This is a genomic window from Cupriavidus campinensis, assembly GCF_905397395.1.
GTDB lineage: Bacteria > Pseudomonadota > Gammaproteobacteria > Burkholderiales > Burkholderiaceae > Cupriavidus > Cupriavidus campinensis.
This window is the reverse complement of record NZ_CAJPVH010000049.1, coordinates 1-13,128: the sequence shown is the minus strand read 5'-3', so window position 1 is coordinate 13,128 and position 13,128 is coordinate 1. Positions and strand designations below refer to the sequence as shown.

Here is a 13,128-nt window from a genome sequence, read left to right as displayed (position 1 = left end):
GGTGTCAGTGCAGCGGCAGCAGGATACGGAAGTCGGTACAGCCCGGCCGGCTCTCGCATTCGATCAAGCCCTCGTGCTGCTGCACGAAGGTTTGAGCGAGTGTGAGACCGAGTCCGCTGCCGCCGTCCCTGCCCGATACCAATGGATAGAAGATGCGTTCGCGGATGTCCTCGGGGATGCCCGGGCCGTTATCGATGACATGCAAGTCCAATGCCAGCTTGAACAATCGCTTGGCAATCGTCACCTGCCGCGCCACCCGCGTCCGCAATACGATCTGGGCATCGCCACGCGCGATGCGCTCGTGCAGCGCCTGGGCAGCGTTGTGCACGATGTTCAGCACGGCCTGGATCAGTTGCTCCATGTCGCCGCGCAGGTCGGGCAGGCTCGCGTCGTAGTCGCGCACGATGTCCAGCCCGTTCGGGAATTCGGCCAGCACCACCGAGCGCACCCGCTCCAGGACCTCGTGGATATTGAGGTCCGAGACGATATGCGGGTGCCGGTGCGGCTCCAGCAGCCGGTCCACCAGCGTTTGCAGGCGGTCCGATTCCTTGATGATGACCTGCGTGTACTCGCGCAGGGATCGTTCGGGCAACTCGAACTCCAGCAACTGGGCCGCGCCACGGATGCCCCCGAGCGGATTCTTGATCTCGTGGGCCAGGTTGCGGATCAGTTCCTTGTTGGCCGAGGTCAGGTCGAGGATGCGCTCCTCGCGGTCGCTGCGCACCTTCTGCTCGTTCAGAAGAATCTCAACCAGGACCGTATTGGCATGACCTTCGATCGCCCCGATCACGACGTGGGCATGCAGCGGCTCCTGCAGCGGCGGGCGCAGCACGAGGTCCTGGCGCCGCACGTCGACCTGCCGCGCGATCACCGTCTCGATCATGCTGTCCAGCTCATCGATCTGGCCGAAGAGGTCTGGCAGCGTCAACTCCACCATCGCCCGGCGGGACAGCGCAAAGCTGGCCTCGGCGGCCGGATTCGCGTAGACGACCTGCAGCCCCGGCTGGCGCACCAGCAGCACCGGGTTGGCCACCACGTCCAGGCCGGGGTGGAACGCCGCGTCGCCCAACGGCAGGATCTCGGCTTCCGCCTTGCGGTCTGCTCCGGTGACTTTGCGCGACACTCCGCGAATCAGGCGACCCATGGCCATTTCACTATTCCTTCAGGTTCGATAGCTCACGGCGCAGGGAGGCGGCGTTGGCCTCGCTGCGCGCGACGTCGTCACGCAGGCGCGCCGTGCGATCGAGATATTTCTGATAATTGCGCTCGTTGCCCTGGCGCTCGGGCTCGCCGTTGTTGTACTCGGCGCGCAGCCCGGCCAGCTTGGCTTCCTCGCTCTGGAGTTCCTGCTCCAGCACCGCGCGGCGCTCGCCGTCGCGGTTCTTCTGCGTAGCGCTGTCCACACGCGGGAAGGCCGCAGGAGACGCCGCTGGCGCGGCCGACTTGCCGCCGCCCGAGCTGGCAGTGCGCGTGCCCGGCACCGTGATCACGTCAGGCAAGCTCAGCTTCCTGCAGTCCTTGCTACCGCCCGGATTGCCGTTGCGGTACTCGGGCACGCCGTTCGGGCCCTTGCACATATAGACATCCGATGACTGCGCCGGCGCGGGCCGGCTCCAGGCGCCAAGCCCCAGCGCCATGGCCATCACCAGAATGGGGAATCCCACCCGGATCTGGTGCGTCACCCGGTATGAACCCTGGAGCGACAGTCCGCCTTGGCGGCTGCGCATGACCTTGTTTGACATCGCGTTCATGAACATCGGCATGAAGGTTAGGAAAGGAGCCCCATTCTAGCGATCAACCCGCCCGCAAAACAAAAAGGGACAGCCGAAGCCGCCCCTTCCTGGTGCAACTGTTGCCCGGTGACAACCTGGCAACCGGACGCGATTACAGCGAGTAGTACATCTCGAACTCGATCGGGTGCGTCGTCATGCGGAAACGCGTGACTTCTTCCATCTTCAGTTCGATGTAGGCATCGAGCATGGAGTTGGAGAACACACCGCCGCGGGTCAGGAACTCACGGTCGTTGTCGAGGTATTCCAGGGCCTGGTCGAGGCTCGAGCAGACGGTCGGGATCTTTGCATCCTCTTCCGGCGGCAGGTCGTACAGGTTCTTGTCGGCAGCTTCGCCCGGGTGGATCTTGTTCATCACGCCGTCCAGGCCGGCCATCAGCAGCGCCGAGAAGCCCAGGTACGGGTTCATCAGCGGATCCGGGAAGCGCGTTTCGATACGGCGGCCCTTCGGGTTCGCCACGTACGGAATGCGGATCGAGGCCGAACGGTTGCGGGCCGAGTAAGCCAGCTTGACCGGGGCTTCGAAGCCCGGCACCAGACGCTTGTACGAGTTCGTGCCCGGGTTGGTCAGCGCGTTCAGGGCGCGGGCGTGCTTGATGATGCCGCCGATGTAGTACAGCGCAAATTCCGACAGGCCGGCGTAGCCGTTGCCTGCGAACAGGTTCTGGCCGTCCTTCCACACGGATTGGTGCACGTGCATGCCCGAACCGTTGTCGCCCACCACCGGCTTCGGCATGAACGTCGCCGTCTTGCCGTAGGTGTGCGCCACGTTCTGGATCACGTACTTCTGGAGCTGGGTCCAGTCGGCGCGCTGTACCAGCGTGCTGAAACGCGTGCCGATTTCGTTCTGGCCCTGGCCAGCCACTTCGTGGTGGTGGACTTCAACGGGAATGCCGAGCGATTCGAGGATCAGGCACATTTCCGAACGGATGTCCTGGAAGGTGTCGATCGGGGCAACCGGGAAGTAGCCGCCCTTCTTGCCCGGACGGTGACCGCTGTTGCCGTGCTCGAATTCCTTGCCCGACGACCACGGGGCTTCCTCGGAATGGATCTTCACCGAGCAACCCTGCATGTCGACGTTCCAGGTCACGCCGTCGAAAATGAAGAATTCAGGTTCCGGACCGAAGAAGGCGGTGTCGCCCAGGCCGGTGCTCTTCAGGTAGGCTTCGGCGCGCTTCGCGATGGAACGCGGATCGCGGTCGTAACCCTTGCCGTCCGACGGCTCGATCACGTCGCAGGTCAGCACCAGCGTCGGTTCTTCGTAAAACGGGTCGATGTGGGCCGTGTTCGAATCCGGCATCAGCAGCATGTCCGAAGCTTCGATACCCTTCCAGCCGGCGATCGAGGAACCGTCGAAGGCGTGGCCGCTCTCGAACTTGTCTTCGTCGAAGTGCGACACGGGCACAGACACGTGTTGCTCCTTGCCTTTGGTATCCGTGAAACGGAAATCGACGAACTTGACGTCGTTTTCCTTCACGAGCTTCATCACATCTGCAACGCTGTGGGCCATGCCTATCTCCTGGAAATTCGGGCTGAGTCTGGGAAAGCCATTGTTGGGTCCGGCCCCGGAAAACCCTCGCGGGAACCGCCCCAAAAGGGACGAGGAATGTTAGCAGAAAGCATGCCAACCGACGCCCTCATTTGCCCTCGCCATCCCGAAAAATGTGCAGTGATCGGTCACGCCGCACCGTGGCGGGGGTCGCGGATTGCATACAACTCGACCGGGCCGTGCCGGCGCGGCTAACGATCCACTTGCGCACCGCCACGCAGCAACTTCATCAAACACCATTACGGTGCATGAAGCAAGAAAACGCACTATTTTAGTGCTGTCGCACCAAAATGCGCACCGAAGACGGGCGCGCGCCGCGAGCACTGATTTTCCGGGGATGGCCGTGGCTGCGCGCTAGAATAGCGCCGAACGCGGCGACATCCCAGTGCCGCGCCAGATGCCGGGCAACGCTGTTGCCCCGGCACAGCGAACCCGCTTTTCTCCCGCTTCTCTTATTGACTCCGTCACAGAAGATGACTACCCGAGACGACCTCCTCCAGGCGGCGCACGCGCGCCAGCAACAGAACCAGCTTGCGTACTTCGGCGCGCTGGACCCGCAGCAAGCCTATGAACTGCTGCAGGCCGACCCGAAGGCTGTGCTCGTGGACGTACGCACGCAGGCTGAACTGGATTGGGTAGGCGGCGTGAACCTGCCGGACGAGCAATTCGCCCATGTGGAATGGAACAGCTACCCCGGCGGCAAGCAAAACCCGAATTTCATCGAGGAACTCAAGGCTCGCGTCCCGACCGATGCGCCGGTGCTGTTCCTGTGCCGCAGCGCCGCGCGCTCGAAGCACGCGGCCCGGCTGGCGGCCGAGGCCGGCTATTCGTATGCGATGGATGTGCTGGAAGGCTTCGAAGGCGCCCGCGACGAGGAATACCACCGCAAGACCGTGGAAGGCTGGTGCAAGCGCAACCTGCCGTGGCACGGGGCGTAAGGGGAGCCGTCAGCTAGCGCCCGTCCATGGCGTGTGGGAGCGGGGTCGCCCGCTCCGCGCGCAGGTCAGCCAGCGCCTGGAGACAGTAGTGCCCGAACCAGGGTACGGCAAAGATCAGAATCGCCATGTATGCCCACATGACGAACAACAGGACCACCGGCAGCAGAATGAGGACTGCCATGGACCCGATGCCTACCATATTGACTAGCCAGCCCAGGAAGCCGCACAAGACGCCGATGCTGATCAATGGCGCTTCGCACGAGTTCCCGCATGCCACCCATCAGACTGGGTTTCTACTGCTCGACGATCTCGTACCCCATGGCGCGGACGCCCTCGAGCAGCATCGCATAGGCCGGCAGGACCAGTTCTGCCGGCCCCTTCACCCCGAGATCGATATGGCGCCGTGCGAAGCGGTCGCCCCGGCTTACGTCGCCCACGGATGGCAGGCTGAATACGCGGATGCCGGCGAATGCGGCCTCCACCTGCTCCATCAGCGGCGTCAGGGTGGACTCGGGCGCCTCGAACACATAGAAAGCGCGTGACTGCGCCACTTCCAGGTGGAACAGGTGAGCGTAATAGTGGTCCAGCACCCATTCCATCATCGGCCACGCCATGACCGGGAAGCCGGGCATGAAATGATGGTCGGCCACCGAGAAGCCCGGAATGCGGTTATAGCTATTGGGGATGATGCGCGCCCCGACCGGAAATTCGCCCATCTTGAAGCGATGCTGGTTCTCGGGCAGATTCAGGTCCGCCTTGACCGGGTCGCCGTTGGCGGTCTCGGCAATGCGCAGCGCAATCTGCTCACGCGCCTCGGGGTGTAGCGCCAGTTCCACGCCCAGCGCGGCCGCCGCACACTGGCGCGTGTGGTCATCCGGCGTGGCGCCGATGCCGCCCGTGCAGAAGACCACGTCTGGCCCAGCCAGCGTGCGGCGCAGCGTGGCGGTGATGCGCTCGCGCTCGTCGCCCACATACTCGGCCCAGTCCAGCGCCAGGCCGCGTGCGCCCAGCAGTTCGATGGTCCGGCGCATATGCTTGTCCTCGCGCCGCCCGGACAGGATCTCATCGCCGATGACAATCAAACCGAAACCCATGGTGTTCCTCGCTCAGGATTGTTCAATGCGGCGCACGTCGCCCGGCGCCAGGTCGATCACGTCGGTAGCTGGCGGCGGCGGGGGTGCCGCGGCGTCGCGCTCGGCGCGCAATTCGGCCAATGCCCGCAGGCAGAAATGGCCGAACCAGAGCGCCGAGAAGATGAAGATCAGCACGTACAGCCACAGTGTGCCGGCCAGCACCACCGGAAACAGGAAGATGATGACAGCCGACCAGACCCACAGCAAGGTCGGCGCGGAGCCGAGCAGGCCCACGGCCACGCCGATCATCAGCAGCGAGGTGCGATGGCGCTTCATCAGCGTCTTGCGCTCCTCGGCCGTGGCGTGCTCGGCCAGGGCGTCGTAGGTCATCACACGGTAGGTGAGCCAGCCCCACAGCACGGGCGGAATCAGCGCGAAGAACGGTGGAATCAGCCATAGCGGCATCGTCACGAGCACCAGCAGCAGGAACACCACGGTGTTGCCGAGCGCCTGGAACACGCTGCCGGCGACGCTGCCGCCGCGCGCCTTGAGCAGCCCCGGGTAGCTGCGATCCAGGTGTTTCACCACGGCCGGCACCGAGAACAGGCTGATGAAGATCAGCATCGACGCAATGACCAGCGGCACGGCCATCGTCAGCACGAACAGCGGCGCCACCACGGTGCGCAGCGACTGCAGGCCGAGCCAGTCCAGCGCGGAGTAGATCCAGCTCGTGAAGACGGAACCTTCGAGGATGGCGCGCGCGCCGCCCATGATCGGGTCCCAGCCCCACCAGATCAGGCCGCCCCAGAGCACGGTGGCGAGGACGAATGGCACCAGCGTCAGCATCAGCATGCGCGGATGCAGCTGGCTGATCAGGGCACGGCCAAACGAGCGGAAGATATCGTTCATTCAGGAAAGAGGAAAGCGGTCGGAAAAACCTTCAGAGCCTAGCACAGGCCGAAAAGATCCCACGCCGACGGCGTTCCCGGTCAGCGCAGGCGCAGCAGCCGCTTCACGCCCAGCCACTGCTGTGCCAGGAATCCCGCGCCGTAGTCGCGGCCGTGGCCGGTGGGTGGCGGAAGCTGGTCCCGGATGCCCGTCGGATGGTAGGCATCGACGAATCGGGCCGTCCGGAACAGCATGTCCCACCACGGAAAGATCACGCCGTAGTTGCAGCCGCCAAGCCGCACCGGCTTGCCTGCCGTCTGCTGCTCATGGCCGAGCCCCACCGCATGGTGGGTGCGATGGAAACGCGGCGAGACCAGCAGCCGCTCGCCAAGCCAGCCGAAATGCAGTCGCAGGTTGGCATGCTGGAGACTTTGCAGCAGTTGCGAAAGCGCCACCAGCAGCACGTACTGCGACGGCTCCACGCCAACCGCCAGCGCCACGGTCGCAAAGACCGCGTCGCGTAGCATATCGTCCAGAAGATGGTTGCGATTGTCGCTCCAGAGCGTCATCTGGCGCTGGCTGTGATGTGTGGCGTGCAGGCTCCACCACCAGCGGTAGGTATGCGAAAACCGGTGATACCAGTAGTCGAGCAGGTCGAACAGCAGCAGGTAGACGAAGAAGCTGACCAGCGGGATCGACGTCACGCCGGGCCACCAGTCCTCTACATTGATCCGCTGCCAGCCCAGCAGGCGCAGATGGCCCTCGAGGCCATCCATCAGCGGTGCCAGCACGAAAAACATCGCGAGCCGGAACAGGCCCAGGCGATGGATCATCGTATAGAGCATGTCGGTGCGCACGGCGGCGCGGTCCGTCACCGGCTCCACGGGTCGCAATTTCTCCAGCGGCCCAAGAATCAGCGCCATCACTGCGATCTGCACCACCCCAACCAGCAGCCATTCGGTGCCGGTGAAGGCGTCCTCGGCGTAGCCGCCGAAACCGAGTTGGTAGACCACCGGCAGCACCACGTCCTGGAATACCGTGGCTTCCACCTGGCCCGCCCAGAGGCTGATCCAGTTAGTGAATGCGTCCCACATTACCGCCTGCCCTCCGCCCCGTGCTGCTGGAACCAGTCCTTGTAGCGGGGATGCTCGCGCAGCGTGGCGAAGCAGAATCCCTTCTGTTCGAGGCCGGTCAGCAGCGGTTCGAGCACACCCGGCGCCCAGGGGTCCTTGCGCGACCAGATGCCAAGGTGCGCCATCGTAATATCGCCATCCCGGAGGTCACGCAACGCGCGGTCCAGCAAGGCCTGATTCGGAAATTTCTCGGACGACAGCTCATCGCCGAGGAAGCCGGCCGGCGCCCAGCCTACATGCCTGAAGCCGCATTGCTCGGCCCAGGCCAGCGTCTGCGGGGCGGTGCGGCCGCCCGGCGCACGCCAGATCGGCGCCATCGGCTGGCCCGTCATCGACTGGAACGCCTTGGCACTGCGGCGCAGTTCCGTGCAGAACGCGTCGGCTGTCATCGCGACGTCCTTGCCGCCCTGCGCGCCAAACTGCGGACGCATCGTCACCTTGTCCCCGTGCACCCCGCGCAGGTAGACGTGGTCGAACGTATGGGAGCCAAACACGTGCCCATCGGCGGCCAGCGCCTTCCAGTAAGGGGCCCAGGTCGGGTCGAGGGAGTTGTCGTGGTTGACAGTCGGCTCGCTGGCCAGAAAGAACGTGGCGCGGATATGGTGCCGGCGCAGTGTGCGGGCGATCAGTTCCGCCTGGCTCATGCTGCCGGTGTCGAAGGTCAAGTACAGCGTGCCGGCGCGGCAACTGGCGGCGGCGTCCGCCGCCGAGGCAGCGCCGGCCAGGGCCAGCATCGATGCCAGCACGGCAAGAATACGAATCAGCAGCCGAGCCATGTCGAACCCTGTCTCAATAGAGCGGCGCCCGCGTGCGGAAGTAGATGCCGTGCGGCGACTTGCCCACGCGGATGGTCTTGACCAGCTTGCGGCTCGCCACGTCGATCAGCCCCACCGAGCGCGCCCAGCGGAACGTCACCCAGAGCGTCTTGCCGTCGGCAGTCAACTCCATGTCGTCCGGGCCCGGCAGCAGGCCGGTGATGTCGCCCACCTTCGAGAGCGTCTGCTGGTCGATGATGCTGATGGACCCCGAGACGCGATTGGTCAGGAACAGGTGGCGCTTGTCGCCCACCGCGCGGAAGTTGTGCGCGCCTTTGCCGGTCTGGATCTGCTTGACCACGGTGCGCGTGCGCCAGTCGATCACGGCCACGTAGTCGGCGCCCGTCATGCCCACCAGCAGGTATTTCTGGTCCGGCGTCACCCAGATTCCAGCCGGCGCCGAGCCGGCGTCCATGGTCCAGAGCACGGTCAGCGAATTGAGGTCGATCGCGGCGATCTGGTCGCTGTCCTGCAGGGTGATGAAGGCGATCTTGCTGTCCGCCGTGAACGCGATATGGCTGGGCGTCTTGGGCAGCGGGAACTGCTTGGCGATCTTGAGCTGGCGGCCATCCCAGCGGTAGACGTCCACGCGGTCGAGCCGGTTGCCCGTCGTCACGAACCATTTCTGGTCCGGCGAGAAGCCAATCTGGTATGGATCGTCGATGTTCGGCACGCGCTGCTGCACCTTGCCGGTCACCGGGTCCAGGAACACCAGGTCGTTGCCGACCGCGTTGGCCACGATCAGCGACTTGTCGTCCGGCGTGGCGATCAGGTGGTGCGGTTCCTTGCCGACGGGAAAGGTTTCCAGCACCTTCTGCGTGTCCTTGTCGATCAAGGTGACGGTTGCATCACCCGAATTAAGGATCGTCACAACCTCCGCGCGCGCGGAGGCGGACACCACTGCCAATGCCAGCGCGCCGACCGACACCACGCTAGCCACAACACGACGCAACGAGAGCATAAGACCGTCAACCATGAGGAATCGGGCATTCTAACGTTTGAGCCGGGGGTTCCGCTGACCGTTTGCGCGAATTTATCTTTCGCCGGGCATTCGGACACAAACCGTGGTTTTCGACACAAACCCCGCTTCAGCGCTGCATGGACTCCCACACCTTCTGCAAGCGCTTGACCGACATCGGCACCGGCGTGCGCAACTCCTGCGCGAACAGCGCGATGCGCAACTCCTCGAGCATCCATCGGAATTCGTCCAGCCGGGCATCCTCGGCCCCCCTGCCCTGCGTGCGGAGCAGCTTCTCGGCGCGCTGCCACTGCTGCACCAGCGGCGCCATTTCCTGGGTACGCTGGCTGTCGCGGCCGGGGTCGCCCTTGAGCTTGTCCACGCGCATCGCCATGCCTTTCAGATAGCGCGGGAAGTGCACCAGCTGCGTGTATGGCGTATCGATCACGAACGACTTCGTCATCAGCCGCGCCAGCTGCGCCTCCATGTCCTGATGGGCGGAGCCGAACGGCTTGGCCTGGAGCAGCTTGCGCGGCAGCCCCGCGTATTCGGCCAGGATCGCGCCCACCAGCCGCGCCATCTCCTGCGCCAGCAACGACAGCCGCGCGCGCCCCTCGTCCTTGCGGGCGTTGAACTCGGCCTCGTTGCGCGGCAGCGGCGCCTGCATGCAGGCACGCTCCAGCGTGACCATCACGATCTGGTTGCGCAGTTCCTCCTGCGTGCCCAGGGTCATGTACTGCATCGCCATTTGCTGAAGATTCGGGATGTTCTTCTCGATGAACTTCACCGGCTCGCGCAGTTGGATCGCGAACAGCCGGCGCAGCCCCGTATGGTGGATGCGCGCCGCTTCCTGCGGGTCGTCGAAGACCTCCACATCGCAATGGTCGCCATGATCCACAAGGGCCGGATAGCCGAACAGCGTCTGGTTGCCCTTGCGGATTTCCAGCAGTTCGGGCAGTTCGCCGAACGACCACGACGTCAGGTTTTCGTACTGGCCGGCCTCGGCCGCCGGCACGTCGCGGGCGGCAATGTTCTGGAACGACTGCTGCGCCTGTCCGCCGAACTCGGCTCGCAACTGCGCCAGATTTCGCCCCATTTCGAGCTGCCGGCCATGCTCGTCGATGACCTTGAAGTTCATCGAATGATGGGCAGGCAGGGTCTCCAGCTTGAAGTCGGCGCGCCGTACCATGGTGCCGGTCTGCTCGCGGATGTCGGCAATCAGCACGTCGATCAGTTCGCCCTCGCCAAACGGCTGGCGATCGACAAACCCGCCCGCATACTCGGGCAGCGGCACGCAGTGGCGGCGCAGCTTCTGCGGCAAGGACTTCAGCAGCAGGTGCACCTTCTCCTTGATCATGCCGGGCACCAGCCATTCGGTGCGCTCGGGCCGCACCTGGTTCAGCGCGTATAGCGGCACGGTCAGCGTCACGCCGTCGCGGTGGCTGCCGGGCTCGAAGTGGTACGACAACCCCATGTCCACGCCGGCAATCGGCAGCAGCTTCGGGAACAGGTCAGTCGTGATGCCGGCCGCCTCGTGCCGCATCAGTTCGTCGCGGTTCAGGTACAGCAGCTTGCGATCTTTCGCGCTCTCCGCCTGGTACCAGGTCTCGAAGCTGGTCTGGTTATGGAGGTCCGCGGGAAGCGCGCGGTCATAGAACGCGTAGATCAGCTCGTCGTCCACCAGCACGTCCTGCCGGCGCGACTTGTGCTCCAGATTCTCAATTTCGCGTCGCAGCCGCTGGTTGTGGGCGTAAAACGGCAATTTCGTGTCGAATTCGCCCTCCACCAGCGCGCGGCGGATAAACAGCTCGCGCGCCTCGGCGGGGTTCATCGGCCCATAGTGCACGCGGCGATGCTGGTAGATGGGCAGGCCGTACAGCGTGCCGCGCTCCATCGCCAGCACCTGGCCGGCCTTCTTTTCCCAGTGCGGATCGCTCCAGCTCACCTTCAACAGATGGCGACCCACCTGCTCGATCCATTCCGGCTCGATCCGCGCCAGCGTGCGTGCGAACAGCCGGCTCGTCTCGACCAGTTCAGCGGCGATGATCCAGCGGCCCACCTTGCGCGCGATCAGCGAGCCCGGCCACAGGTGGAACTTGATGCCGCGCGCGCCCAGGTACTCGCGCCCGCGCCCGTCGGCCTCGTCCAGCTTCAGGCCGACGTTCCCGAGCAGCCCGGTCAGCAGCGCCTTGTGGACTTGCTCGAACGTCGGTTCCGTCTCATTCAGGCGCCAGCCCTGCTCGGTCACCGTCGTCAGAAGTTGCGAGTGAACATCTCGCCACTCGCGCAGCCGCACGTGCGAGAGGAAGTTGGCGCGGCACTGGTCCTGCAGCTGCCGGTTGGTCTTCTTGTGCGCCACCGCCTCCTCGAACCACTTCCACAGCTTGACCCAGCCCAGGAACTCGGACTTTTCGTCCATGAACTTGCGATGGGCCTGGTCGGCGGCTTCCTGCGCCTCCTGCGGACGGTCGCGCGGGTCCTGCACGGACAGCGCGCTGGCGATGATCAGCACCTCGCGCAGGCACTGCTGCTCGCGCGCGGCCAGGATCATGCGCGCCACGCGCGGGTCCAGCGGCAGCTTCGCCAGCTGGCGGCCCGTGCCGGTGAGCTGGTTGGCCTCGTCCACGGCGCCCAGTTCCTGCAGGAGCTGGTAGCCATCGGCAACCGCCCGGCCCAACGGCGGCTCGATGAACGGAAACGACTCGATGTCGGTCAGCCGCAGCGCCTTCATGCGCAAAATCACCGCCGCCAGCGACGAACGCAGGATTTCCGGATCGGTAAAGCGCGCGCGCGCGATGAAATCAGATTCCTCGTATAGACGGATGCAGACGCCATCGGCTACCCGGCCGCATCGGCCGGCGCGCTGGTTGGCGGCGGCCTGCGAAACCGGCTCGATCTGCAACTGCTCCACCTTGTTGCGGTACGAGTAGCGCTTGACGCGCGCAAGCCCCGTATCCACCACATAGCGGATGCCCGGCACGGTCAGCGAGGTTTCGGCCACGTTGGTCGCCAGCACGATGCGCCGCGCGTTCGACGGCTTGAACACGCGCTCCTGCTCCTGTACCGAGAGCCGCGCGAACAGCGGCAGGATCTCGGTATGCGGGGGATGGTGCTTGCGCAGCGCCTCGGCGGCCTCGCGGATCTCCCGCTCGCCTGGCAGAAAGACGAGAACGTCGCCGGGACCGAGCCGGCAGAGCTCATCCACGGCCTCGACGATGCCGTCGTAGAGGTCGCGCTCGCGGGCCTGGGCGGATTTCGGCGCGGCGTCGGGCGGCGCATCGGACTGGATCGGCCGGTATCGCACTTCCACGGGATACAGCCGCCCGCTGACCTCGATCACCGGCGCCGGCTTGCCGTTGCGGGCGAAGTGCTCGGCGAACCGCTGGGCGTCGATCGTCGCGGACGTGATGATCACCTTCAGGTCCGGCCGCTTCGGCAGGATCTGGCGCAGGTAGCCGATCAGGAAGTCGATGTTGAGGCTGCGCTCGTGCGCCTCGTCGATGATGATCGTGTCGTAGGCGCGCAGCAGCGGGTCGTTCTGGGTCTCCGCCAGCAGGATGCCGTCCGTCATCAGCTTGACGGACGCGCCGGCGGACATCGTGTCGTTGAACCGCACCTGATAGCCGACGTTCTGGCCCAGCGGCGTGCCCAGTTCCTGGGCAATGCGCTTGGCCGTGGACGTGGCGGCGATCCGCCGGGGCTGGGTGTGGCCGATCAGGCCGCCGCCTTCCTTGCCTTCCCGCGCCGGGCCACGGCCGATCGACAGCGCGATCTTCGGCAGCTGGGTGGTCTTGCCGGAGCCAGTCTCGCCGGACACGATGACCACCTGGCTGGCCTGCAGCGCGGCGGCGATCTCTTCGCGGCGCGCGGAAACCGGCAGCGCCTCGGGGAAGGTGATCTCGGGCAGCGGATTGGCCAGGCGCACCGGACGCGCCGGGCGCTCCGCGCGCGGCTGACGCGGCTCGCGCGGGGGCTGGGCGTCAC

The 13,128-nt window shown here is 65.2% G+C and carries 11 protein-coding genes; 1 reads left to right on the top strand and 10 read right to left on the bottom strand.

Annotated features, from left to right (window positions below):
- Positions 1 to 4: 4 nt before the first annotated feature.
- From glnL to KHO18_RS21890, 3 genes are all read right to left on the bottom strand, one after another.
- On the bottom strand, positions 5 to 1,144 hold the full coding sequence (gene glnL / locus KHO18_RS21900) for a nitrogen regulation protein NR(II) (protein ID WP_211943900.1): 1,140 nt from the start codon (positions 1,142 to 1,144) through the stop codon (positions 5 to 7).
- A gap of 10 nt (positions 1,145 to 1,154) precedes the next feature.
- Positions 1,155 to 1,643, bottom strand: a complete 489-nt coding sequence (locus KHO18_RS21895; protein WP_244844986.1) for a DUF4124 domain-containing protein — start codon at positions 1,641 to 1,643, stop codon at positions 1,155 to 1,157.
- Between the two features lie 241 nt (positions 1,644 to 1,884).
- The gene (locus KHO18_RS21890; protein WP_144200822.1) at positions 1,885 to 3,300 is read right to left on the bottom strand and encodes a 3-hydroxylaminophenol mutase; all 1,416 of its coding nucleotides are present in this window, start codon (positions 3,298 to 3,300) and stop codon (positions 1,885 to 1,887) included.
- Positions 3,301 to 3,812: 512 nt separating this feature from the next.
- Here KHO18_RS21890 and KHO18_RS21885 point away from each other — a divergent pair.
- On the top strand, positions 3,813 to 4,277 hold the full coding sequence (locus KHO18_RS21885) for a rhodanese-like domain-containing protein (RefSeq protein ID WP_144200824.1): 465 nt from the start codon (positions 3,813 to 3,815) through the stop codon (positions 4,275 to 4,277).
- Positions 4,278 to 4,290: 13 nt separating this feature from the next.
- Here the strand turns inward: KHO18_RS21885 and KHO18_RS21880 are convergent, their stop codons facing one another.
- From KHO18_RS21880 to hrpA, 7 genes are all read right to left on the bottom strand, one after another.
- Positions 4,291 to 4,458 carry a hypothetical protein gene (locus KHO18_RS21880; RefSeq protein ID WP_186296937.1) on the bottom strand — a complete coding sequence of 56 codons (168 nt, stop codon included), beginning with the start codon at positions 4,456 to 4,458 and terminating at the stop codon, positions 4,291 to 4,293.
- A 112-nt stretch (positions 4,459 to 4,570) separates the two neighbouring features.
- On the bottom strand, positions 4,571 to 5,371 hold the full coding sequence (locus KHO18_RS21875; protein ID WP_211943899.1) for a competence/damage-inducible protein A: 801 nt from the start codon (positions 5,369 to 5,371) through the stop codon (positions 4,571 to 4,573).
- 12 nt (positions 5,372 to 5,383) lie between these two features.
- A complete protein-coding gene (locus tag KHO18_RS21870) occupies positions 5,384 to 6,259 on the bottom strand; it encodes an EI24 domain-containing protein (protein WP_144200828.1) in 876 nt (291 codons plus the stop codon).
- Between the two features lie 80 nt (positions 6,260 to 6,339).
- Positions 6,340 to 7,332, bottom strand: a complete 993-nt coding sequence (locus KHO18_RS21865) for a sterol desaturase family protein (protein ID WP_144200830.1) — start codon at positions 7,330 to 7,332, stop codon at positions 6,340 to 6,342.
- On the bottom strand, positions 7,332 to 8,147 hold the full coding sequence (locus KHO18_RS21860) for a polysaccharide deacetylase family protein (RefSeq protein WP_211943898.1): 816 nt from the start codon (positions 8,145 to 8,147) through the stop codon (positions 7,332 to 7,334). The genes KHO18_RS21865 and KHO18_RS21860 overlap by 1 nt, the downstream gene beginning before the upstream one ends.
- A gap of 13 nt (positions 8,148 to 8,160) precedes the next feature.
- The gene (locus KHO18_RS21855; protein ID WP_211943906.1) at positions 8,161 to 9,147 is read right to left on the bottom strand and encodes a YVTN family beta-propeller repeat protein; all 987 of its coding nucleotides are present in this window, start codon (positions 9,145 to 9,147) and stop codon (positions 8,161 to 8,163) included.
- A 127-nt stretch (positions 9,148 to 9,274) separates the two neighbouring features.
- The coding region (gene hrpA, locus KHO18_RS21850) for an ATP-dependent RNA helicase HrpA (RefSeq protein ID WP_322791033.1) at positions 9,275 to 13,128 on the bottom strand (3,854 nt) is incomplete at its 5' end.

Excerpts from the sequence above, each read along its gene's own strand:
- KHO18_RS21880 (WP_186296937.1), bottom strand. The coding sequence starts at position 4,458 with ATGGCAGTCCTCATTCTGCTGCCGGTGGTCCTGTTGTTCGTCATGTGG.
- KHO18_RS21860 (WP_211943898.1), bottom strand. The coding sequence starts at position 8,147 with ATGGCTCGGCTGCTGATTCGTATTCTTGCCGTGCTGGCATCGATGCTG.
- KHO18_RS21885 (WP_144200824.1), top strand. The coding sequence starts at position 3,813 with ATGACTACCCGAGACGACCTCCTCCAGGCGGCGCACGCGCGCCAGCAA.
- KHO18_RS21890 (WP_144200822.1), bottom strand. The coding sequence starts at position 3,300 with ATGGCCCACAGCGTTGCAGATGTGATGAAGCTCGTGAAGGAAAACGAC.
- KHO18_RS21875 (WP_211943899.1), bottom strand. The coding sequence starts at position 5,371 with ATGGGTTTCGGTTTGATTGTCATCGGCGATGAGATCCTGTCCGGGCGG.
- KHO18_RS21895 (WP_244844986.1), bottom strand. The coding sequence starts at position 1,643 with ATGGCCATGGCGCTGGGGCTTGGCGCCTGGAGCCGGCCCGCGCCGGCG.
- KHO18_RS21870 (WP_144200828.1), bottom strand. The coding sequence starts at position 6,259 with ATGAACGATATCTTCCGCTCGTTTGGCCGTGCCCTGATCAGCCAGCTG.
- KHO18_RS21855 (WP_211943906.1), bottom strand. The coding sequence starts at position 9,147 with ATGCTCTCGTTGCGTCGTGTTGTGGCTAGCGTGGTGTCGGTCGGCGCG.
- glnL (WP_211943900.1), bottom strand. The coding sequence starts at position 1,144 with ATGGGTCGCCTGATTCGCGGAGTGTCGCGCAAAGTCACCGGAGCAGAC.
- KHO18_RS21865 (WP_144200830.1), bottom strand. The coding sequence starts at position 7,332 with ATGTGGGACGCATTCACTAACTGGATCAGCCTCTGGGCGGGCCAGGTG.